The organism is Anabaena sp. FACHB-1391, from assembly GCF_014696755.1.
Taxonomy (GTDB): domain Bacteria; phylum Cyanobacteriota; class Cyanobacteriia; order Cyanobacteriales; family Nostocaceae; genus Dolichospermum; species Dolichospermum planctonicum.
In genome coordinates this window covers 48,481-71,731 of the sequence record NZ_JACJQS010000022.1, presented here as the reverse complement: position 1 = coordinate 71,731, position 23,251 = coordinate 48,481, and the positions used below count along the sequence as shown (strand labels likewise).

Here is a 23,251-nt window from a genome sequence, read left to right as displayed (position 1 = left end):
TAGCGAAGCGCTGCTGCAAGCAGTTCGCCATATAATAGCATAACGCACCATTTTAAATCATTGACATCATCAGAAAATCCCCATCTTCATCCTGTACATCCTTTCATCCTGGATATCCTGATTCTGACATCACCCCACAAAGCAACAATTAACGCCAAAAAACCGCGAAAAATTTGCTTTTCAGGTGTTGACAAAGGATTTTAAAAATGTTATTATCATCTTGATAAGGAAGAACTATCTTAAATTATTTATAGTAGGGTGTGTTAGCTGTATTCGTAACGCACCATTAGTGAATACTTTATGTGTAGCATAGCGATAGCGAAGCGCTGCTGCAAGCAGTTCGCCATATAATAGCGTAACGCAGCATTTTAAATCATTGACATCATCAGAAAATCCCCATCTTCATCCTGTACATCCTTTCATTCTGGATATCCTGATTCTGACATTACCCCACAAAGCAACAATTAACGCAAAAAAACCGCGAAAAATTTAATTTTCAGGTATTGACAAAGGATTTTAAATATGTTATCCTGATATTGATAAGGAAGAACTATATTAAATTATTTAAGAGTAACGCACCATTTTAAATCATTGACATAATCATAAAATCCCCTCCTCATCCTGTAAATCCTTTCATACTGGACATCCTGATATGGCTAACGCCACGCTTCGCTATCAGACAAATGGGAATTTAAACCTGTTTGCAGGTGATTTCCTATTTGCTTAAATACTACCTAATTCTGCTGGGGTAATTGATGAATTACCCCTTTTCAACAATGATTAAATCAAATTATAAACATCTTTGTATAAAATCTGAATTGCGGAGCGGAAGCCGTTTATTCCCTAACCACCAGCATAGAGAACAGGATCTTTTAACCCCAATTCAGCAAAAGCCGCTAACCGCAATTGACAGGAATCACAGACACCACAGGCAATATCATTACCAGCATAGCAAGACCAAGTAAGATGCCAAGGCACTCCCAATTGATTACCAAGTTGGATGATTTCTGTTTTTTTTAAGTCAATTAACGGGGCGATAATTTTAATTGGTTTTCCAGAACGTCCTTGTTTTGTTCCTAAGCGAAAAACTTCCTGGATAGCTTGGATATAATCAGGACGACAGTCTGGGTAGCCAGAGTAATCTAGGGCATTAACCCCAATATATACTCGTTCCGCTGCGATCGCTTCGGCATAACCCAAAGCAAAACTTAAAAAGATCGTATTCCGGGCAGGAACATAGGTGGTAGGGATATGATCAGCCATTTCAGCCAGCGATCGCTCTTGAGGTAAATTAATCTTATCATCTGTCAGTGCAGAACCACCCCATTGCCGTAAATCAAAATTAACTACTTGATGTTCAATTACACCGACTGTATTAGCAAGCATTAAAGCAGAATTTAATTCTTTTCGATGTCGTTGTTGGTAATCAAAAGAAATAGCATAGCATTGACAACCATCCGCCTTTGCTTGGTAAAGAACCGTCGAAGAATCTAAGCCACCGGATAATAGAATTACAGCTTTCATATCAAAATCAGCAATGGGGAGAACAAGAAATAGGGAAAATAGAGGAGAATTTGATCAATTACCCATTCCTTCACAAATTCCATTCAAAAAATCAGAAAATCAATAAAATGCAATCAAAAAATTAAATATGTACAAAAATTCCCCGGTAGGAGAACAGAAATTTTATAGACCCTCCAGCAAATTATAATCTAAATTTCCACTACTTATTTATAAGTTAAGATACTTACAAAAGAAAAATAAAATTACTGTGATCAAGAGCAGACATTTATTTGATTAGTTAATTGATTAACGGCATATCCGAGAATTTTCACTGAGAAATTAGGGAATTTATCAAGTCAACAAAAAAACACATAATTTTTTGAGGAGATGAATAAAACCGGGAAATTAATAACCATTGACCTAAAATACAATCCAGATGACGGGAACTGAACCTAAACTTTAAAATTCTTCATAAAGACAATCACTATGTTACCATCTGGATGGTTAAAGACAAATAAAACCGGGCATTTAAGTATAAAGATAAAGGTTAAAAACCTTAGAGTCTCTAAATTTGGTGGTTGAGGAGAGAACAATAGTGCAAAATAGCAGATCAGTGTCAGAACCAAATCTATATTCACAGCGCAGCCAGCCGCATCATATCCGTATAGGTGTGATTGGGGTTGGTAACATGGGACAACATCATACCCGCGTTCTCAGTTCCATGAAAGATGTGGAACTAGTAGGGGTTTCCGATATTAACGTTGAACGTGGGTTAGAAACGGCCAGTAAATACAAAGCTCGTTTTTTTGAAAATTACTGCGACCTATTACCCCATGTAGACGCAATTTGTGTTGCAGTACCTACAAGGCTACATTATCCCGTGGGCATCAACTGTTTATTAGCGGGAATTCATGTTTTAATTGAGAAACCAATAGCGGCTAGTATTTCTGAGGCCGAGTCTCTAGTGAATGCTGCTGCCGAATCTCAGTGTATTTTACAAGTTGGTCACATTGAGCGATTTAATCCCGCATTTAGAGAACTAAGTCAAGTCCTCAAAACCGAGGAAGTTTTGGCTTTAGAATCGCACCGCATGAGTCCTTACTCAGCGCGGGGGAGTGATGTTTCCGTAGTGCTGGATTTAATGATCCATGACATTGATTTACTGCTAGAATTAGCCGCATCACCAGTGGTGAAATTAACGGCTAGTGGAACTCGTTCCTTAGACTCAGGTTATTTAGATTATGTAACCGCGACCTTGGGCTTTGCCAATGGAGTTGTTGCCACTCTTACAGCCAGCAAGGTTACCCACCGAAAAATTCGCCGTCTGGTGGCCCATTGTAAAAATTCATTTACAGAAGCAGATTTTCTCAATAATGAAATTTTGGTACATAGGCAAACCCCTGTCAACCCCCTGATCGATCAGCAAAAAGTCCTATATAGACAAGATGGTTTAATCGAAAAGGTTTATACCACTAATATTCAGCCTCTGAGTGCGGAGTTAGAGCATTTTATCAACTGTGTCCGTGGTGGCAATCAACCTTCTGTTGGTGGTGAACAAGCTCTCAAAGCTCTGCGATTGGCTAGTTTAATTGAGCAAATGGCTTTAGAGGAAAGAGTCTGGAATCCATTAGAATGGTCTTCAGAATCGAGAGTCCAATCTTTGACCGAAAAAAATCGGATACAAGCCCCGTCCTTCTAGGACGGCTTTATAGTAAACTAGGTATAGTCGCCACAGGGCATTGGGAGACTATAAACGGACACTCCAGACCGGATCAGACTACTTTTCGGTAGCACCGGTCAGTGAAGTGTCAAGGAATCCTCGCTCATAAAAAGACGAGGAGGTATGTCAAATCAACCATTTAGCCCCAACTAGCAGTGGGGGAATTAACGGTTTTTTCTCCCACTCTCACAAAAGCGGAGTTATATAAACAATCTTCTGCGGGTAATTTTAGAAATTAAAAGGACTACTATACTGTTTATTTCTTGGCAACTCAATACAAGCGTAAAAACAGCAAATCGGGAATAAAAGCTTGACATCTGGTTATAAATGCCATAAAAAATGCTAAATCATCGAAAATTGACTATTGCCCATTATCAATTTAGACGTATTTCTAGTTACACTTAACCCAATCTAAAATTTTTTGTAGCTCACCTTTTTGTAAGATGAGCATGATAACTTTTTACAGAGGAGCTTTCATGACAGACCAACCCTCCGCAGCTAATCCCATAAATGCCGCTGCCATTCCCATGAACCGCCCAGCGGCAGCCACACCAATGAATTCTTTAAAGCCAACTAATGTTGGGGGTAAAACCATTCTCAGCGTTGATTTAGGCAGAACCTCCACAAAGACTTGTGTCAGCCGTGAACCGGGCAGTGTAGCCTTCATTCCTGCTAATGTGAAGCAGATGAGTGTTGCTGAAATTCGTGGCGGTGTGTTTGAGGCTAAGGCAACTGACCCACTGATGGATTTGTGGTTAGAGTATCAAGGTAGTGGCTATGCTGTAGGGCAATTAGCCGCAGATTTTGGCGCAAATCTTGGCGTAGGCCAATCTAAGGTTGAGGACGCACTGATCAAAGTCTTGTCCTGTGCCGGCTACTTTAAGCTTAAAGATGAAATTTCTGTGGTTCTGGGTCTACCCTTCTTGTCTTTGGAACAATTTGAAAAAGAAAAGGCACAGTTAACTAGTTTGGTAGAAGGACCTCATGTATTGAATTTCCGAGGTGAATCTTTATCTTTGAAGATTAGCAAAGTCTGGATTATGCCTGAAGGATATGGTAGTTTGCTGTGGTCAGAAACTCAACCTAATAAAGGAACAGGAGTTCCCGATTTTACGAAAATGTCAGTGGGGATTGTAGATATTGGCCACCAAACCATTGATATGCTCATGGTGGACAATTTCCGGTTTGCTAGAGGGGCTTCTAAGAGTGAAGACTTTGGGATGAGCAAGTTTTATGAATTGGTAGCTGCGGAAATAGAAAATGCTGATAGTCAATCTTTAGCATTGATTTCTGCGGTTAATAAATCCAAGGGCAATCGCTTTTACCGTCCTCAAGGTGCTAGTAAACCTACTAATCTAGATGATTTTCTCCCTAACCTGATAGAGCAGTTTTCACGAGAAATTTGCGCTCGTGTGTTAGCTTGGCTACCAGAACGGGTCACAGATGTAATTATTACAGGTGGCGGTGGAGAGTTTTTCTGGGAAGATGTCCAACGTCTACTCAAAGAGGCTAAAATCAATGCTTACTTGGCTGCACCTTCTCGACAAGCTAATGCTTTGGGTCAATATATTTACGGAGAAGTGCAAGCATCCGCTGCTGTTCGCCCTACTAAATAATAAAACTAATGTTCCAATGGTCAAAAAAGGTAGTTAAATCCGTTACGTTCAATCCAGAAATTGCTGATGAGAGCTTGTTAGCGCAGGTGGAAAACTACTTAGAGGCGCAACCAGAGAAAACTTTCAGTGACCTATGTAAAGAGGCCCTATGGAAAGTTTTCTTACCGGAATCTGTACAACCAGCTTCTAAAACAGCAAATATAACCACGATTGAACAGAAAATCAGTGAGATGCAATTGCAAATAGCTAGTTTTGAGGAACGTTTTTTTGTTAAGGAGTCTCGTCGTTTGGATGCCATAGAAAGTCAAATGTTGCAACTTACTCAACAAGTTGCAAAGTTAACAACCATTCTGAGTCAGCAACCACCTACTTATATTCCTCCTCAACCTGAATCTGAACCTGAACATAATGAACCTGAACCTGAACCTCAAGAGGTAGACCCTGTAATCAGTCGTATTGGTCAGTTTCTTGATGATTTTTAAGAAAAGACCAGATTTTTACTTGTTTTTACTTTGAGAACAACTCTTAACTAAACTACCGTAAGTTCCACCAATAAGCTGCTTCAGTATTATTGGTGGGATCTTTCGTTTAAAGATTAAAAAATAAAAAAATCCCGACATTTGTATCTAAGGATTTTTAATTTTCCATAAATAGCTAGAAAGTAGATTTGTCACAATATGAGCAACTATTGGTAATAACAAGTTACCACTCAGTAAAGCACTATAACCTAAAATTACACCAATGAGAGTCGCCCAAATTACATAAGGCCATTGTTGAGGACCACTAAGGTGTAAGACTCCAAAACAAAGACTAGATACTATTACAGCTAGATGATCCGCGCCCAAAGCTGGTAACATTACACCTCGAAATAATAATTCTTCACTTAAACCTGGTAATAATCCTAGCCAGATTAAATCGGGCATTGCTAGAGGTTTGAGAACCATTTCTAGATAATAATCCGCACTTTTACGGTAATTAGGGAGAAAGCGATAAGCTAAACTACTTAATATGGTAATGATTAGACCTAAACCGATTCCTAATAATAAGTCTTGTTCGTGCCAGTGCCATTTGAAGAGGATGATATTGCTCCAATGTAACCATAACTTAGCAACTATCCAAAGAATAATCGCTGTTACACCCATTGCTACTAAAACTTGGGTGCGTGTTAAGTAAGGAATTTCTGGTTCTTGATTTTGTTGTTCAACCACAGGAATTTAAATAAATAATGGTAACGGGCAATTGACAACCGAAGGTTTTAGAGATATTTTGCGTAAGTCATAAAACATAAAATAAAATAAATTAAATTAAATTAATTCATGCTTATCTGCGTTCATCTGCGTTCATCTGCGGTTAATTATTCTAGAAGAAGTATTCTATGGAGTTTCATTTTAGCTCAATCAGAATAATTGTAGGTTGGGTAGAGCTACAGCGAAACCCAACCTAGACAATCATTAACGAAAAATGATTAATATTTGACTATATCTGACTAGATTTTTATTATTTAAACCTAATACCTGCTTTATGCGCTACTAATAAGCCTACAGCTTCCAAATATGAGTTTACCTGTAAGCTGGGAATTTTTAACTTATGAGCAGAAACCTGTAACAAGGTTTTATTTTCCGTAACTGTAATTATTTGACATTGACTTTGACTTAAACTCAATAAAGCACTACTTCCACAGGATGTGTCAGGAATAATTAAAGCGTCAACCTGGCCTGCCCACAGATCCGTTGATAATGGCTGATAAGATTCTGTATTAATTATAAATTGCGGAGCGTTACTTAAACCAACTAAAACGCAAGGTAAGAATGTATAGCCTAGTTCTTCAGCCGCAGCACGAGGTGATAAATTAGAGGCTGTAGGGGCAGGAGAAAGGGCAGGAGCATGGGCGCAAGGAATTTTAAAGGTACGGACTAATAAATGGCTAATGACGGCTTCAGCACCGGCTAGAGGGTCTACTCCTTGACCTTGGCGATAGTTTTGCAGCGCGGTTTCGTCCATGTCTTCAGGGAAACGGGTAACAACTGCGATCGCTTGGGCTTTTTCCTGTATAATTAACTTTTCAGCAGCCCGTAATAAACTATCAGGATTACCTATTGTTCCCCAACTTGTCCCTGATGAAGAAATCCGTAATTCTACATTTAAATCTGCATCGGTAATTACATGATTTGTAATATCTAACCCTAAAGTTGCCCTGGCTGCGTCCGCTACCTGCAAGTGTCGCAGCATTAATTCCGGCTCAATACCCTGGTCTAAGAGTAAACCTACCCTATTGCTACGAACAGGACGTAAACCCCATTCTCCAGCGGCAAATTTGTCTAAACCATAACCTTCTACATAGAAAGCGTTGGGAATATTCCAGTATAAGCTTGCACCATTCATGACATTGGGGTGAGTAATCAAGCGATCGCATACCTGTGATATAATTCTCGCTACTGGTAATGCGTCACCAGCATAACCGCCAATTGCTGCCCCAATGCCAGTGGGTATAATTAAAATGACCGTGTATGGTTTTTGAATGGGTATCACAGGTTCTTTATTTCGCGGTAGACGCGAAGAATAATCTAAACAGTAACTACAGCCTCTATAGTTGCGGTTTGTTGGGTTTCGTCAATAGCGGTAATAGCCCAACGTAGGGGTTCACCTTGTTTTTGTAATTCCGCTGTAATAGCTTTTTCTAATTCAGTGGGGGTTTCTTGTAATTCAATTTCAGCGGTAATAAAATGAGTTGTCATTATTCTAAATCCTTTGTATTGGTAATCTTGAGTATAGAAGGACTTGATGGTAATTGGCAACTATATCTACCCCTTTCCAAATTGCTTATCATAAACTATTTCTTCCTTACCTGTTTCAATTTTCACATCAGATAATGGCTTAGAAACACACAGGAGCGCGTAGCCTTGTTTTTGCAGTTCTGGACTTACACCCATTCCCTCGCTTTGATCTACAGACCCTGCTAATATTAATCCAGCACAGGTTGTACAAACACCAGCATGACAGGAAGCAGGTAATTCCAAACCCGCTGCTTCGGCTACTGATAAGACTGCTTCACCTTCTGGAACTTGCAGGGTATATATTTTACCTTCGTGATTGATTTCTACGGTGTAAGTTTTGGACATATACAATAGCAGCTTTTGGGAACGGACAAAAAATTAATTGTATTTAACAATATATAGCAATTTTGTCCAATTTGGGAAAATTTATTTTTTTTAGAAAAGATGAAAAATCTTAGACCAAGTATTAGCAGAAATATCCAGATGAACATAATATTATCAACAAATAACATCCTGTACATCCTTAAATCATGGAAATCCTGATTCAGACAAAGAAATTAAGTAACGGCTTTTTGTTGTTGATATATTTGCTTAAATAAAGCTTGCTGTTTTTGATGATCAACAATTGGTTTAGGGTAATTGACGCGATGATATTCTAGAGGCGGAATTTTTCCAGTTACTAAATATGCCGTATCTAAAGAACGTAATTCCGGTATCCATTGACGAACATAAGCTGCTTCCGCGTCGAATTTTTGGGTTTGACTAGCTGGATTAAAAATGCGTAATGGTTGGGGGTCCATACCACTAGAAGCACTCCATTGCCAACCTCCATTATTAGCAGATAAATCACCATCAATGAGTTTCTGCATAAAATATTTTTCTCCCCATTGAGGATTAATTATTAAATCCTTAGTCAAAAAACTAGCAACTATCATTCTACATCTATTGTGCATCCAACCAGTTTCATTTAATTGACGCATAGCAGCATCAACTATAGGATAACCCGTTTTACCCTCACACCAAGCTTGAAAATAAGTTTCGTTATTTCGCCAGGGAAATGTTTTAAAATTATCTCTATATGCACCATTAGCTAATGTGGGGAAATGGTACATAGCGTGTTGATAAAATTCCCTCCATGCTAGTTCTTTTTGCCATGTTTGGATACTAGCATTTACTTCCTCACTATTACTATTTGCTAACGCTTCTATGGTACTTTGCCAAATAGTTCTAATACCAATAACACCGAACTTCAAAGCAGCACTTAATTGAGATGTTCCCTCAATAGCGGGGAAATTGCGCTGTTCTTGATATTCATTAATAGGATCATGGGTAAAATTTTCTAATTTTTCTTGTGCTGCTAACTCTCCAGGATTAATGATTAATTCCCTATCCCAAATAAAACCTAGAACTTCGGCAGTAGGTAAATTGATTATTCCAGATTTTTCGGCTATTTCTTGTTCTTCTGCTGTGAGATTTTGCAGATTTTCTAAAGTTTTAACTGGTTGAGATTTTGGTTTACTATACCAATTTTTCCAGAAAGGAGTATAAACAGTATAGGGAGTTTTCCCACCACTAAATATTTCCGTGGGAGAGTGAAGTAACTGATCCCAATTATAGTTAAGAAACTCAATTCCTGCGGTTTTTAAAACATCAATTACCGCTAAATCCCGAATTTGTGAATAAGGTTCAACATCCCAATTCCAAAATACTGCTTTAGCATTTAAAGCCACTGCTAATTGAGGAATTGCCACAACGGGATCATTTTGCAAAATTAATAATTGACTACCTGCTTGTCGGTATCTTTCTTGAAGGGATTGTAAACAACCAATCATATATTTTACCCTAGCAGGTGCAATATCATCACCTTCAAGAATTTGAGGATCTAGACAAAATACACCTACAATCTTGGGAGTTTTTTTTCTGGCCGCAGCTAGTCCTGTATGGTCAGAAATACGTAAATCTCGACGATGCCAAAACAAAATTAAATCAGACATTGAATAATAAAAATATGTTCCTGTAAAGTAACCGATAAAATCTGTTTTTCCTTTGATTCGTTAATAAAAATCAAAATAGATTTTCACAAAAAACTTGCACAACCCGACCTATAATTTCTTCACCAAACCAAGGAGTATTAAAAGAAAGTGTCTGGAGATTTGCCTGATTTACGTTCCAAATTTGCTGAGGATCAAATAATGTCAATTCAGCTTTTTCACCCGGTTGAATGGCTTTAACCTCCTGTTGTAAACAAGTCGCTGGTTGATGACTCAAAACCCGCCATAATTCCAAAGGTGTAAATTCTCCAGTAGCCACAAGATTTTGCCATAATAGGGGTAATGCCAATTCTAACCCAATTGCTCCCGGTGGCGATTCCGCAAAAGCTTGAACTTTTTCCTCGTAAGTATAGGCTGCGTGATCAATTGCGATCGCATCTATTATACCTGTTCGCAAACCTTCCCGTAAGCATAGCATATCTTGGTAATTTCCCAAAGGCGGATCTAAATGTAAGGCAGTGTGGTAACTTCTCATGGACGTTGTATCAAGTAAAACGTGCATCCAGGTTGTACTAGCGGTAATAGGCACACCTTTAGATTTAGCTTCAGCAATTAATTGTACGCTACGGGCAGTAGAAACACGCATAATATGGACTGGTGTACCGATATCTGCGACTAATTCTAATAAAGCTGCAATAGCCGTTGTTTCCGCACTAGCTGGCATCGGGGGTAAACCTAAACGCAAGGCTTCTGCACCTTCTCGGATCATACCATTAGCTGCTAAATGGCGATCGCAAGGCCAAAAAGCCACAGGTTTACCAAAAGGTTGAAGATACTCCAAAACCCGTCTAACTATCCCCAAATTTTCCCAAGGTTTACCATCAGTAAAACCCACAATTCCCGCAGCGGTTAAATCTGATACTTCTGTTAATTGTTTACCTGCCAAATCTAAAGTAATTGCTCCCCAGATGTGAAGACTGAGGGAGACTTTTTCCCGATTTCGGTATTGTTGTAACTGTGTTACCAAAGCAGGTTGATCAATAACTGGTAATGTATCAGGTAAAACGCAAATTCTAGTAAAACCACCAACAGTAGCAGCTTGTAAAAGAGAACTTAAAGTTTCTCGTTCTTCAAAACCAGGTTCACCGGAATGACTATATAAATCAACTAATCCAGGACCGATAACCAAACCTCGACAATCGCGGACAGACGTATCTGTAGTAAAATTTGTAATTTGTGGGGCGACATCTTGAATATAACCATCAATAATTAACACATCGGCTACTATGTCAGTTTTTTGGAAAGGATCGATTACTCTTACTTGTTTTAATAGTTCTTTTGTCATGAAAAATATTACTTATCAGTCTTTTAACCGTTGTCTATTCTACTGTTTGATCATGCAAATTAGACGTTTTAGCCATAACTTCAGTATTAAAATATAATATAGGTGTTTTTTGTAACCTATATCCTCATAATTCACATTTCCGACTTCTAGCCAGAAATCATCATTTATTCACAATTTTTTATAACTTAGGTTAATATGGAAATTATCATTATAATAATTGTTGTATTTCCACTGATATGCTTGAACCTCTCCATGATCAAGATTTGCAAAGTTGGATTGAATCAACAATTCAACACCTTAAAAATCGTCAATTTGAGGCCCTTGATATTGAATATCTAATTGAGGAATTAAATGATTTGGGTAAATCGGAAAAAAATGCACTTACAAGTAATCTTATGATCTTGTTAGCTCATTTGCTAAAGCTAAAAGTCCAAGATGCTCCAGATAGTATGAAAATGAGTTGGTATCACTCAGTTATTGAACATCGTCAACGAGTTTTAAACAATTTAGAAAATACTCCTTCTCTCAAAAGTTTTCTTTTAGAAGCTATAAATAAAGCCTATTCTCAAGGACGTAAATTAGCAATTAAAGAAAGTAAATTTGCTGCTTTTGGAGTGCGTATTGCTGATGAAAGTGAATATCCTGATATTTGTCCATTTTCTGTTGAGCAAATATTGGATGAAGATTTTTATAGTTAGTGAAAATACGCTGCATTTTTCGGTTTAGCGATACATGATTTATTCTTTCCTAACTCCTGTGTAAATCCTAAAATCTATGCACAGCTAGATCAATCAAAAGTACGAGTCAGGGTAATTCATCAATTACCCCAACAACTTAGCAAATTATCAAGCGCAAATTATCAAGCGCAAATTATCAAGCGCAAACTATAACGCCCCAGCGGCAGTTTTATCCAGTACACTATTACTTAAATGTCCAGTAATATTCATTGCTTGCAGAACCGGATAACCTTGACTACCAGCAGGATAATCAATCACACTCACAGCACCATTACCTTGACGGAAATTCCAGAAATTTTCTCCTGATAAACCGAGAATATGGCACAATAGAGTTTTATTAGTCGCATCATGAGCGACGACCAAACCTAGTTGTAATTGCTGAGATTCGGCGGTTTTAATTATCGTATTCCAATCACTAACACTGCGTTCTCTTACCTGTTCTAGGTTTTCTCCTTCTGGCATCTGTACTTCTGCGGGTATTGTACGCCACTTTTCTAATTCCCCGGGAAATTCCCGTTCAATTTCCGATTCAAATTTACCTTCCCACAGTCCATGACTAATTTCTCTTAAACCGGCAAACAGTTGCAAGTTTAAACTAGGATGATATTTTAAAATAATTTCCGCCGTTTCCTTGGGACGGGACATAGTGCTACTAACCGCAAAATCAATATTCACATCTTTGAGAAATTCTGCGGCTTTTGCGGCTTGATTTCTGCCATTATCATTGAGGGGAATATCAATTTGTCCTTGAAACTTACCTTGACGATTCCATTCAGTTTCACCATGACGCACCAACAATAATCTTACCCCTTGATGACCGGGACGCAAAGAAGGGAAGGTTTCACCCAGATGTTGGGTTTGATTCATAGATTCTAACTGTACTGGTTCACCCAAACCACCAGCAAAATTTAAAACACTAATTCCGCAGTTAGACTGTTGTAAACAATGGTAACGACTGGGGGAAATGCCCAAAGCAGTGCTAATTAAGGCGCGATTAATCCCATTATGACCAACAATGAGGATAGTTTCACCTTGGTGCTGGGGGAGAATCTCTTGCCAAAATTGTTTAGCTTGGGCATATAATGCTAAAACTGGAAAATGTTCTTTAGTTTCGGAATTTTCCTGTAAAACCATGCGAAATTCATGGGGAAGTTCCTTCCAGATGCGGTAATCTGCTGTTAACTGTTCTTTGACCTCACTCGTCGTCATTCCTGCCCAAAGCGGTAAATCAACTTCCACCAATTGTTCATCAATTTGAATTATGGGAGCTTGTGTAGCCAATTGACTGCGGATAATTTCCGCTGTTGATTTTGCCCGTTGCAGGGGACTACTATAAATAGCTTGAAATGAAATACTACTGAGGGCTTTACCTGCTTTACTGGCATCATCACAGCCCTTTGGGGTTAAAGATGACGCATCAGTACGCCCTTGAATACGTTTTTCTATATTGTAGGTACTTTGTCCATGACGCACGATGATCACACGGGTCATTTTTTTACTTTCCTCTTAAATAGCACTAATTTTACTACAAAATGTACCAGGAAGTCAGAATCAGGATATCCAGGATTAAAGGATGAAAACTTTGTATAATCATTGATATTAGGATATTAGTTTCATCTGTGGAGTTAAATCTAATGACCCAAACTACAACCACAAATTTAGAATTAATTCAGCCTTCAGCTAATCATCAGGCCTTGACAGATGAGCAATTTATGTTATTGAAGGAAAATGATAATCTTTATGAATATGTGAATGGAGAGCTAATTATTGTGGCAAATTCAGGTGTAGAACATGGCTACTTAGCTCTTACTCTGGGATATTTTTTAACAGGTTTTGTACGTAATCATAAGCTCGGTATAACTTGTGATTCTAGCACTGCTTTTAAAATGAAAACTGGTAACAAAAGATCGCCTGATCTGGCCTTTATTTCTAAAGAAAGGTTACAAGGTTTAAAGCGATTACCCAAGGGTTTTTTTGATGGCGCTCCTGATTTAGCTGTAGAAATTATTTCTCCTAATAACACTTTTGAAGAAATTCATCATAAATTAGTAGAGTATTTTGAAAATGGAACTCGTTTAGCATGGGTAATATTGCCAGACGAAGAATGTGTATTGATTTACCGCAAACCTAAGCCATCACAGCTTTTGCAATTGGAAGATAGTCTTGATGGAGAAAATGTTATTCCTAATTTTAATCTTCCTTTGATAGAGTTATTTCAAGAATTGTCTTTTTAGATACAGCTGCTGCAAGCAGATCGCCTACAATAATTCTGTAGACAATCGCTTATATTATTTAGAACTCAAAACAGGCTCAATTTAATATTTACCTGTAAATACCCGTTCTGCAGGTCCTGTCATGTAAATCCGGTTGTCAATTTCTGACCATTCGATTTCTAAAGTCCCACCGGGTAATTCAATCATAGCAGTGCGATCGCATTTATCATTCAATACTCCTGCTACTAAGGACGCACAAGCACCGGTGCCACAAGCGAGGGTAATTCCCGCACCCCGCTCCCAAACGCGCATTTTCAAGTAGTTGCGATTGACGACTTCAATAAATTCCGTATTGGTTTTCTTAGGAAATACCGGATGATTTTCAAATTGGGAACCAATGCTTTCTAAATCAACTGCTGCAACATCTTCTACAAAGGTGATACAGTGAGGGTTGCCCATGCTGACACAGGTAACATCCCAAGTTTTCCCGGCTACTTCTAAGGGATGATTAATGACTTGAAGCCCACTAGATGCTAAATTAGTAGGAATTTCCTCTGCTAATAATCGCGGTTCACCCATATCTACTTTTACTTGACCATCATCTGTGAGTTGGGGTACAATCACACCTGCTAAGGTATGAATACTATATTTATCTTTGGTACGGTTAATGCCTTCTAATTCTGTCAAAAATACCGCTAAACAGCGAATCCCATTCCCACACATTTCTGGTTCTGAACCATCGGAGTTAAAAATCCGCATAGTGTAGTCCGTGCCATTTTGTCCAGGAAGGGCAAAAATAACACCATCTGCACCGATACCAAAATGGCGATCGCACCACTGTACCGCTTTCTCTGGTGTCAATACTGGTGTTAATGAGGAACGGTTATCAATGAGAATAAAATCATTACCGAGTCCGTGATACTTAGTAAATTCGATGGCCATTTGTTGTTTTTTGATAAGTCAAAGATTCATTAATTTTATGCAGTATTTTGTCAATTGTCAGTTGATGTGATAATTTTAATGATTACGAATATATGACAGCCAATCAATTTGATATAGGACTACCCAGCATTCGTCAAAATCCTTTCTATTTAATAGTGATTTTCCCCTCAGCAAAGGCGATTAAAGCATTAAGTTCCTGGTTTGATCCTACCACCAACAAGCGATCGCCTAAAAGAAATGTAGTTTGATGATTAGGATAATCGATTTCTTCACCATCAGCACGACGAATAGCCATTAAACTGACTCCAGTTAAATAACGCATATTCACTTCTTCTAAAGTCATCCCAATTAAGGGAGAATTTGCTGGTAAATCATACCAACGACGATTCAGATCACGAGTCACCTTTTGTAAATACTGAGAAACTTCAGCAGCAGAACGTTCAGGACGTAAATCTAAATAATGATTTTGGCGAATTTCCTGGATTTTCTGTTGTACCAAATCTGGCAACAAACCAACCGCAATTAATAGATGATTTGCCATTTCTAAACTAGCTTCAAATTCAGGTTGTATTACTTCCTTTGCTCCCAATTGATAAAGAACTTCAATATTTTTATCTTGAGTAGCACGGACAACTGTATCTAATTCTGGACATAGTTCTAAAGCCCGTTTTAAACACAGCCGAATACTTGCCGGATCTGGAAGAGCAATGGCCATACCTTGAGCGTGACTTACTCCAGCAGTTTCTAATACATGAAGACTGACAGAATTACCATAAACATAGGGTATACCCGCTTCCCGTAACTGCTGAATACGACTTTCCGATTGGTCAATAACCACCACAGGTAATTGATATTGCTGTAACAACTTCACCAAATTCTGACCAATGCGGCCATAACCACAAACTACTATATGATTCTTCTGTGGTAAATCTGCCGATAAATCAAGAGCTTGATCATTGACTAAATAGGGTTTAAGCCAAGGAATAGATTCGGCAAAATCGAATAAAAAAGGTAATAATCGCAGGATAAAGGGAGTTAACATTAAAGTAACAGCCGTAGTTCCCAAAATTAGTAAATATATGCGCCGAGAAACCAAACCCAAAGCTTGTCCTTCACTAGCGAGAACAAAGGAAAATTCCCCAATTTGAGCTAGTCCCAAACCAGCAATTAAAGCAGTTTTTAAAGGGTAGCGAAATAGCCTGACTAAAGGAGTAATAATTAAAAACTTACCTACAAAAACCAAAGCCACTAATCCGAGAATTAACTCCAGATTTTGCCACAAAAATACCGGGTCAATCAACATCCCAATGGCTGCAAAAAACAAACTAGCAAATATATCGCGTAAAGGTTCAACAATAGTTAAAGTTTCATCAGCATATTCTACCTCAGAAATCATCAAACCAGCGACAAATGCGCCCATTTCAATGGATAACCCTAAATATTCTGTTAAGAGCGCAATTCCCAAACAGATTGTTACCACACCTAATAAAAATAACTCCTTACTTTCCGTACCAGCTAATAACCTTAATAACCGTGGAATTAACCAAATTCCCGCCGCATAAGCGCCAGCCGCAAATAAACCAATCTTCACCAAAGCCATAACCACAGCCACACCAATAGCTTCTCCTGGTTGATGGAGAGCAGGTAATACAGCTAACATTAATCCTAAAGCCAAATCCTGGACGACAAGAATCCCCAACATTACCTGTCCGTGGGGTGTTTCCGTTTCATTGCGTTCCATGAGACATTTGAGGACTACAGCAGTGGAAGACAAAGACAAAATCGAACCCAGAAACACACCTTTAGCAGGTAAAGTTCCCCAAGCTCCCGTAACACCACACACGAACACAGTGACGAGAATAGTGAGGATAATTTGTAAAGTACCACCTCCCAGGGCGATCGCCTTAACTTTCTTCAGTTCCGTCAAAGAAAATTCCACACCCAAAGCAAACAACAAAAAAGCCACCCCAAACTGGGCTAAAGTTTCCACCTGGACAATTTCCTTAATTAATCCCAGTCCAGTAGGTCCAACAACCATACCACCGATGATATATCCTAGTAACACAGGTTGCTTTAAAAGTGCTGCTAATAGACCACCGCAAGCTGCGACAGCAAACACCGAAACCAAATCAACAATTAAGCGAAAATCTTCTTGCACCTTTTTAAATCAAAAATTATCAACAACTATATAGATTCAGCATACAAAGTTTTGTCCCTTTGCGGCGCAAGTTGGGATACAATCACAAAAAAAATTTGGACTGACCAAAAATCTGGGATACAAGCCCCGTCCTTTTAGGACGGCTTTATGTTAGAATTTGGTTATAGTCGCCTTATGGCATTGGGAGACTTTAAACGGACATGGAGGGACGATAAGACCACTTGTGGCGTGTTCCAGTGAAGTGTCAAGAATCATCGCACCTTCAGGTCGGTGAGTATGTCAACACCCAAAAGTGATCAAGTCCCCACAGACGAAATTTATCAGAAAACGCCGTAATACCCCATCAGTTAGAACTCATGTTTGTAAATGTGGGTGCATACTTGACCGTGACCACAATGCTGCAATTAACATCCTAACTAAAGCACTAAAACAAACTGGCTATGATCTAAGTACGGTGGGGCGCACCGTAACTTCTAACGCTTGTGGAGAGATGACCCTCTACCCAGACTTGGTAACAATTGAAACAAGAATCCCCGTCCCTTTATAGGGCGGGGAGCGTCAATTACCCGTTAGAAACCCGATAACCAATATCCCGACGATAATACATCTGATCAAATTCAATTTCTTTAATACCTGCATAAGCTTGAGCTAAAGCTTCCTGGAAATCCGCACCAATTCCAGTTACATTTAACACTCTACCGCCATCCGTAATAATTTCCTGGTCTGCATTTAATTTTGTCCCCGCATGAAACACGGTCGCCCCGGCCATATCTGCTGCTACCAAGCCATTAATTACCTTACCTTTGACATATTCTCCCGGATAACCCCCAGAAGCAGCCACTACTGTCGCTGCTGCACCTTGTTTCCAAGCAATTGGTGGCATATCCGCCAAGCGCTGTTCTATACAAGCCAAGATCAGATATTCTAAAGGTGTTTCCAGTAACGGTAAAATTACCTGGGTTTCAGGATCACCAAACCGACAGTTAAATTCTAAAACCCGAAAATCACCATCAGGTGTAATCATTAACCCAGCATACAAAACGCCTCGGTAGTCAATGCCCCTAGCTTGTAAAGCGGAGATAGTTCTTTCTAATACCTCTGTTTGCACTCTTGCCATTAACTCCGCTGTAGCAATGGGCGCGGGAGCATAAGCACCCATACCTCCAGTATTGTCTCCAGTATCACCTTCACCGACACGCTTGTGATCTTGAGCAGGTAACAACGGCCGAATTGTTAAACCATCAGTTAGAGCTAAAATTGATACTTCTTGTCCCAGTAAACATTCTTCAATTACCACAGAATTACCAGCACTGCCAAACTGTCCTTGAAAAATCGCCTCAATGGCTGCTTCTGCTTGGGCAATATTTTCGGCAACTGTGACACCTTTACCAGCAGCTAAACCATCGGCTTTAATCACAATGGGCGCTCCTTGGTCATGAATGTATGCCTTTGCTGATGCTGCTTCCGTAAATACCGCAGCTTTGGCCGTAGGAACTCCCGCTTCTGCCATTAATGCTTTAGCCCAGGCTTTACTCGCTTCTATTTGCGCCCCGGCTTTGTTTGGACCAAATACCATTAAGCCTTGATTTTGCAGATAATCAGTAATTCCCTGAGCTAAAGGCACTTCTGGACCGACAACTACTAAAGAAATACTATTAGCGATCGCATATTCACTGATACCTGCAAAGTCATCTACCGCTAGGGACAAGTTTTGACAACCTTGCATAGTTGCTGTACCCCCATTACCTGGCACACAGACAACTTCCTCAATTTGATCAGATTGTAGCAATTTCCACGCTAGAGCGTGTTCCCGTCCCCCATTCCCGATAACTAAAACTTTCACTTATTTCCTCGCGCGTAATCAAGCAAAACGAGAATATATGATACCATTTTCAATTGTCCAAGCTGGTAATCTGGCTAGATTTACGGTTTGTGTGCCAAACGAGCGAACTGCTTGCAGCAGCACTTCGCTATCGCACAATTATAATATCAATAATATGCTCTTAGTTTTATCCTAGATGCTATTTATCAGATATATTATTCATCATGGCTGTATGATAAGCTTAAATTATATAAAATCAATAATACTTTTGATATTTATAACTTTTAGCAATTTGCCTTTATATTTCCTTAATAATTAATTGAGAATCTTTTCTATTTATCAACGAGGTTGCTATACTTTCAGCGATTTGCTATAATTTCAGAGAATTTCATAATTGGGTTACTATTGTCAATTTTGGATCTTTCAAAAGATGTCAGTCTCCAACCCCTTTATTTACAATGGTTTCAGAAATCAATTTCCCAAGCTGATACAAAACTTTACAAAATTAATAGCTATTCCTTCAACAATTTTAGCCATAAATTTGCTCAGAAATGATCTAATTTGAGAGATCGCAAAAATTCCCTATTGACAAATTGACAAAGAAGTGATACATAACTTGTCACCCGTTAAGGGGTTTAGCAGTGCTAAACCCTTACATATCGCGTCAATTACAGGATGTTTGGGGGTTAGGAGATTGCAACTTAGCCCGTCTCTTCCTCATTATCAATGCTATTTAGCACTTCTTGAAGACGACTTCTAAATTCTCCTTTTGGATGTCCCCCTTTTACCTCACCCAGAATCTCAAATTCTCCCTCCGGTGAATTACAAACAATGTAAGTAGGCCATCCCATTTCTGATTTATCTGGATACTGAGCCAGTAAAATATTACGGTATTGGCGGTAAGTTGCTGTATCCTGCATTTTTACATCTATAAACTGCAAACCTAATTCCCCAGCCACTTTTTCGTCATAAAAAGACATTTTGTGGCAAATCCCACAATCCTCCGAAGAGAATTTAATCACAGCTAAAGTCATGGCTCTTGGTAAATTTTTGAATTTTTAGTCACAAATCCTAGTACAGTTTGGCGGAAATAACATGACCATTAAAAGCTCCGAAAATTTGATAGATTACAAAGCTTGAAAATGGTTCATTCACTTACGCCGCAGTGTAATAGGAGACATGATAGCATAACAACACAGATATAACCAGAAATGTTGAATTTATATACTGTACAGATTTACCATTATATGTATTAATGAAATTGCCTCTTTTCAGGCTTTTTGTGATAAAGTGTATACAAATAGGGATGTCTAGAAAATCAGTATTTACAAAATTTAACAACATGAATGGTAAATTAATTGTCTTTGAAGGGGTAGAAGGATGTGGTAAAACTACTCAGATGCACTTTTGTTCTCAGTGGCTAGAAAGTTTAAATATCTCAGTGGTGCTGACTCGTGAACCGGGAGGAACGGAGTTAGGGAAGGATTTACGGGGGTTATTATTGTCAAAGTCAGCCAATAAGCCAGTAAGTGATATTACGGAACTTTTGTTGTATGCTGCGGATAGGGCGCAACATATTGAAGAAGAATTAAAACCGAATTTAGCTATGGGAAAATATATTTTATGCGATCGCTATACAGATTCTACCATTGCTTATCAAGGTTATGGCAGGGGTTTAGATATGAGTCTAATTAATAATCTCAATCAGATTGCTACTGGAGGTTTAACAAGTGATATAACTATTTGGTTAGATGTAGATGTGGAGGTAGGTTTATCGCGCAAACGTGGACAAGCTACATTAGATCGCATTGAACAGGAAACAATTGCTTTTCATCGTCGAGTACAAAGGGGATATAAGGATTTATATGTATCCTATCCATCCCGAATTGTGCGAGTAGATAGCAGTGGGAGTCAAGAAATTGTGCAGCAAAATATACAAAAGATTTTACAGAAACGGCTGTTTTCATAATTATGTTTTCGTCATTAATCGGACAACAACAAGCGGTAGAATTACTAACCCAGTCCGTTAAACAGAACCGAGTTGCACCTGCTTATATGTTTGTAGGTGCTGATGGTGTGGGTAGAAGTTTAGCAGCACAGTGTTTTATAGAATTACTTTTTTCCAGTTTTGTAAAACCTGATCAAATTCCGATTTTACAACATCGAATTAAACAAAGAAATCATCCAGCTTTATTGTGGGTAGAACCAACTTATCAATATCAAGGACAAAGATTTACTCCAGCAGAAGCAGCACAAAAGGGAGTTAAACGCAAAGCACCACCAGTAATTCGGTTAGAACAAATTCGAGAAATTACCCAATTTCTGGCTCGTCCACCCTTAGAAGCGGCGAGAAATGTGATAGTATTAGAACAAGCAGAAACCATGGCAGAATCTGCGGCCAATGCGTTATTAAAAACTTTAGAAGAACCGGGAAAAGCGACATTAATTTTAATTGCACCTTCCCCGGAATCTGTATTACCAACTTTAGTATCTCGTTGTCAGAAAATTCCTTTTTATCGTTTAGATAATGCTGCTATGAAGCAGGTATTGACGCAAACAGGAAATACAGAGATTTTGCAACATCCAGAAGTGTTAAATATAGCCGCAGGTAGTCCAGGAAATGCGATTTCATCTTACCAACAATTGCAAAATATTCCTAGCGAATTTATGGAACAGGTGAAAAAAAGACCAACATCTTATCGTCATGCTTTAGAATTAGGGAAGAAAATTGATAAAGAATTAGATACAGAAGCGCAATTATGGTTAATTGATTATTTACAACAATACTATTGGCAACAAATACATGAACCGAAAATTATTCAACAGTTAGAAAAAACTCGGAAACATTTACTTTGTTATGCTCAACCTCGTTTAGTTTGGGAATGTACATTTTTAGCTTTGTTTCAGATATCGCAAATACAGTAAATTGTAGAATCATTGCTTTAAGTTCTTGTTTAATATTCATCAATTACAATTCCTTTATCAATCCTCAAAAATACTATCAAAAATTTCTCGTTTTACTCTAAAATTAACGTTCATAATTTGTTGGTACAATATATCTAAATCAGAAATATTAATTTTACCATTTAGCTGTAATTTACGAATCACTGCCAAAGTTCCTTTAACATTTAATCCTAATCTGATTGCTTCCTTTCTAGCAGCAAAATCATCTAAAATAATATAATCTGTTTGTAATTCTATACCTAAAGTAATTGCTTCAGATTCTCCTATTCCTAAACGCTCATTTAAGCTATTAGCTAAAGAAACCAATTTTACTTTTTGGACTAATAATTTATTCTCAGTAATTAATGTATCAATTAATATGTCTAGATGATTGATCTTGTTTAGCACTGATTTCTTCTTTAACACTTTCTGGTAATAAAAATTGAGATTCATTTGTCAGTAATAAATCAAGGAAATTTAAGCGAGATAGGAAAATTAGGCGTTGCTGATTTCGGGTATGATAGGGTAAAGGTGCGATTCCTATAGCGATGAGGAATGCGATCATACTTAAAATTACAATAAATATATTTATTGACACATAAATTTACAATAAATATATTGACACATAAATTACAGATGTGATATACCTGATTATATCTAATATAAGCAAATCTACTAAGAGGTGTTTAATGTCAAACTTCGGATATTACTCTATTAAAAATGCTCTCAGCAAAGCTTTAGAATCTTTGCCAGATTGGAAAAGTCTAAATCCCTTTGAGAAAGGACAGCAAATTGATAAATCTTTTAAATCTATTTTTAAAGATTTAATGAAACAGTTCAATATGAAGCCTGGTGTTGATTATGTTGATAATTTAAAGGATAACGAGCAAAGTGCAGATTTTGTAGCTTTATCACAGAAAGCAGATGATTTAATTCAAGGATTATTAACTGGTAAAATAGTAGCTATTTCAGAATATAGTAAAGTTAGTAAATTAGGTAATCAATTTACTGTTAGGGCTCATTTTCGTGATATTAGAAAGTCAGGATAACTAAAATTTATTTAATTGTTTTTTCGTCTGCTATTTTAGAAAATGTAAACAAACTATATTGAAATAATTCAACAGGTTAAATCAATGTTTTTTGAAGAGAAACCAAAATATTTTGAAGCTGGGAATTTTATCTATGAGTGTAAATCTTCCCCTGATCATCTGGATGCTCCTATTAATCAAGGTAGTCTTAAAAAATGGATAAATGACGTAAAAAAGCTATTGAAAAGAAGACAACCAAGCGGCTTTCGTTATATCTTCCCTGTTAATCGTTTAGACGAAAACAATAAGAGTATTTTAGAACAGCTTAAAACAGAATTTCCTAATATAGACATACAATATTATGATTGTGATTCAGTTGATCGCCTTGTAAAAGCCTTGAAAAAAGTAAATAGCTTACCTGAATTAGTTGAATATATTAAACAAGCTAGGAATTAAAAT

The 23,251-nt window shown here is 38.0% G+C and carries 24 protein-coding genes; 10 read left to right on the top strand and 14 right to left on the bottom strand.

Features of this window, described 5'->3' with window-relative positions; all coding sequences use genetic code 11:
• Positions 1-843 precede the first annotated feature (843 nt).
• Positions 844-1,524 carry a 7-cyano-7-deazaguanine synthase QueC gene (gene queC, locus H6F62_RS12380; RefSeq protein WP_137908928.1) on the bottom strand — a complete coding sequence of 227 codons (681 nt, stop codon included), beginning with the start codon at positions 1,522-1,524 and terminating at the stop codon, positions 844-846.
• Positions 1,525-2,098: 574 nt separating this feature from the next.
• Here queC and H6F62_RS12375 point away from each other — a divergent pair.
• From H6F62_RS12375 to H6F62_RS12365, 3 genes are all read left to right on the top strand, one after another.
• Positions 2,099-3,202: a Gfo/Idh/MocA family oxidoreductase gene (locus tag H6F62_RS12375; protein ID WP_137908927.1), complete on the top strand. Its 1,104-nt coding sequence runs from the start codon at positions 2,099-2,101 to the stop codon at positions 3,200-3,202.
• Between the two features lie 497 nt (positions 3,203-3,699).
• Positions 3,700-4,839 carry a ParM/StbA family protein gene (locus H6F62_RS12370; protein WP_190372176.1) on the top strand — a complete coding sequence of 380 codons (1,140 nt, stop codon included), beginning with the start codon at positions 3,700-3,702 and terminating at the stop codon, positions 4,837-4,839.
• 8 nt (positions 4,840-4,847) lie between these two features.
• Positions 4,848-5,321 carry a plasmid segregation centromere-binding protein ParR gene (locus H6F62_RS12365; RefSeq protein ID WP_137908925.1) on the top strand — a complete coding sequence of 158 codons (474 nt, stop codon included), beginning with the start codon at positions 4,848-4,850 and terminating at the stop codon, positions 5,319-5,321.
• Between the two features lie 144 nt (positions 5,322-5,465).
• Here H6F62_RS12365 and H6F62_RS12360 read toward each other — a convergent pair whose 3' ends face one another.
• The 6 genes from H6F62_RS12360 to H6F62_RS12335 all read right to left on the bottom strand — a co-directional run bounded on the left by H6F62_RS12360 (position 5,466) and on the right by H6F62_RS12335 (position 10,949).
• Positions 5,466-6,047 carry a CPBP family intramembrane glutamic endopeptidase gene (locus H6F62_RS12360; RefSeq protein ID WP_137908924.1) on the bottom strand — a complete coding sequence of 194 codons (582 nt, stop codon included), beginning with the start codon at positions 6,045-6,047 and terminating at the stop codon, positions 5,466-5,468.
• Positions 6,048-6,336: 289 nt separating this feature from the next.
• A complete protein-coding gene (locus tag H6F62_RS12355) occupies positions 6,337-7,359 on the bottom strand; it encodes a DUF3326 domain-containing protein (RefSeq protein ID WP_137908932.1) in 1,023 nt (340 codons plus the stop codon).
• Positions 7,360-7,403: 44 nt separating this feature from the next.
• On the bottom strand, positions 7,404-7,574 hold the full coding sequence (locus tag H6F62_RS12350; protein ID WP_190372175.1) for a hypothetical protein: 171 nt from the start codon (positions 7,572-7,574) through the stop codon (positions 7,404-7,406).
• Positions 7,575-7,640: 66 nt separating this feature from the next.
• Positions 7,641-7,958 (bottom strand): 2Fe-2S iron-sulfur cluster-binding protein, encoded by a 318-nt coding sequence (locus H6F62_RS12345; RefSeq protein ID WP_190372174.1) that lies wholly within the window; start codon positions 7,956-7,958, stop codon positions 7,641-7,643.
• 212 nt (positions 7,959-8,170) lie between these two features.
• On the bottom strand, positions 8,171-9,607 hold the full coding sequence (locus tag H6F62_RS12340) for an FAD-binding domain-containing protein (protein ID WP_190372173.1): 1,437 nt from the start codon (positions 9,605-9,607) through the stop codon (positions 8,171-8,173).
• Positions 9,608-9,677: 70 nt separating this feature from the next.
• Positions 9,678-10,949, bottom strand: coding sequence for a dihydroorotase (locus tag H6F62_RS12335; RefSeq protein ID WP_190372172.1), 1,272 nt, complete (start codon positions 10,947-10,949; stop codon positions 9,678-9,680).
• 236 nt (positions 10,950-11,185) lie between these two features.
• Here H6F62_RS12335 and H6F62_RS12330 point away from each other — a divergent pair, with 236 nt between their 5' ends.
• Entirely contained in the window at positions 11,186-11,647 is a 462-nt protein-coding gene (locus H6F62_RS12330) for a DUF29 domain-containing protein (protein WP_028090960.1), read from the top strand.
• A 186-nt stretch (positions 11,648-11,833) separates the two neighbouring features.
• Here H6F62_RS12330 and H6F62_RS12325 read toward each other — a convergent pair whose 3' ends face one another.
• Entirely contained in the window at positions 11,834-13,177 is a 1,344-nt protein-coding gene (locus tag H6F62_RS12325; protein ID WP_190372171.1) for a histidine phosphatase family protein, read from the bottom strand.
• Between the two features lie 143 nt (positions 13,178-13,320).
• On the opposite strand from H6F62_RS12325, the gene H6F62_RS12320 reads away from it, so the two are divergent.
• Positions 13,321-13,920 carry a Uma2 family endonuclease gene (locus H6F62_RS12320; protein ID WP_190372170.1) on the top strand — a complete coding sequence of 200 codons (600 nt, stop codon included), beginning with the start codon at positions 13,321-13,323 and terminating at the stop codon, positions 13,918-13,920.
• Positions 13,921-14,001: 81 nt separating this feature from the next.
• On the opposite strand, the gene dapF is transcribed toward H6F62_RS12320, so the two are convergent.
• Both dapF and H6F62_RS12310 read right to left on the bottom strand, forming a co-directional pair.
• Positions 14,002-14,841 (bottom strand): diaminopimelate epimerase, encoded by an 840-nt coding sequence (dapF, locus tag H6F62_RS12315; RefSeq protein ID WP_137908920.1) that lies wholly within the window; start codon positions 14,839-14,841, stop codon positions 14,002-14,004.
• Between the two features lie 145 nt (positions 14,842-14,986).
• Positions 14,987-16,999, bottom strand: a complete 2,013-nt coding sequence (locus H6F62_RS12310; RefSeq protein ID WP_137908919.1) for a cation:proton antiporter — start codon at positions 16,997-16,999, stop codon at positions 14,987-14,989.
• 292 nt (positions 17,000-17,291) lie between these two features.
• Here H6F62_RS12310 and H6F62_RS20990 point away from each other — a divergent pair, with 292 nt between their 5' ends.
• On the top strand, positions 17,292-17,546 hold the full coding sequence (locus tag H6F62_RS20990) for a zinc ribbon domain-containing protein (RefSeq protein ID WP_347238709.1): 255 nt from the start codon (positions 17,292-17,294) through the stop codon (positions 17,544-17,546).
• A 15-nt stretch (positions 17,547-17,561) separates the two neighbouring features.
• Here H6F62_RS20990 and purD read toward each other — a convergent pair whose 3' ends face one another.
• Positions 17,562-18,842, bottom strand: a complete 1,281-nt coding sequence (gene purD / locus H6F62_RS12300) for a phosphoribosylamine--glycine ligase (RefSeq protein WP_190372169.1) — start codon at positions 18,840-18,842, stop codon at positions 17,562-17,564.
• A 680-nt stretch (positions 18,843-19,522) separates the two neighbouring features.
• The gene (locus tag H6F62_RS12295) at positions 19,523-19,855 is read right to left on the bottom strand and encodes a thioredoxin family protein (RefSeq protein WP_190372168.1); all 333 of its coding nucleotides are present in this window, start codon (positions 19,853-19,855) and stop codon (positions 19,523-19,525) included.
• Positions 19,856-20,163: 308 nt separating this feature from the next.
• Here H6F62_RS12295 and tmk point away from each other — a divergent pair, with 308 nt between their 5' ends.
• Together tmk and H6F62_RS12285 are read left to right on the top strand one after the other, a co-directional pair.
• Entirely contained in the window at positions 20,164-20,790 is a 627-nt protein-coding gene (gene tmk, locus H6F62_RS12290) for a dTMP kinase (protein WP_137908916.1), read from the top strand.
• A 2-nt stretch (positions 20,791-20,792) separates the two neighbouring features.
• The gene (locus H6F62_RS12285) at positions 20,793-21,746 is read left to right on the top strand and encodes a DNA polymerase III subunit delta' (protein WP_137908915.1); all 954 of its coding nucleotides are present in this window, start codon (positions 20,793-20,795) and stop codon (positions 21,744-21,746) included.
• Positions 21,747-21,803: 57 nt separating this feature from the next.
• On the opposite strand, the gene H6F62_RS12280 is transcribed toward H6F62_RS12285, so the two are convergent.
• Both H6F62_RS12280 and H6F62_RS20985 read right to left on the bottom strand, forming a co-directional pair.
• Positions 21,804-22,172, bottom strand: coding sequence for a DUF3368 domain-containing protein (locus H6F62_RS12280; RefSeq protein WP_242025994.1), 369 nt, complete (start codon positions 22,170-22,172; stop codon positions 21,804-21,806).
• Positions 22,135-22,329 carry a hypothetical protein gene (locus H6F62_RS20985; RefSeq protein WP_242025993.1) on the bottom strand — a complete coding sequence of 65 codons (195 nt, stop codon included), beginning with the start codon at positions 22,327-22,329 and terminating at the stop codon, positions 22,135-22,137. Before H6F62_RS20985 ends, H6F62_RS12280 begins: the two co-directional genes overlap by 38 nt.
• 124 nt (positions 22,330-22,453) lie before the next feature.
• On the opposite strand from H6F62_RS20985, the gene H6F62_RS12275 reads away from it, so the two are divergent.
• Together H6F62_RS12275 and H6F62_RS12270 are read left to right on the top strand one after the other, a co-directional pair.
• Entirely contained in the window at positions 22,454-22,813 is a 360-nt protein-coding gene (locus H6F62_RS12275) for a hypothetical protein (RefSeq protein ID WP_190372167.1), read from the top strand.
• An 84-nt stretch (positions 22,814-22,897) separates the two neighbouring features.
• The gene (locus tag H6F62_RS12270; protein WP_190372166.1) at positions 22,898-23,248 is read left to right on the top strand and encodes a hypothetical protein; all 351 of its coding nucleotides are present in this window, start codon (positions 22,898-22,900) and stop codon (positions 23,246-23,248) included.
• The last annotated feature ends 3 nt before the right edge of the window (positions 23,249-23,251 follow it).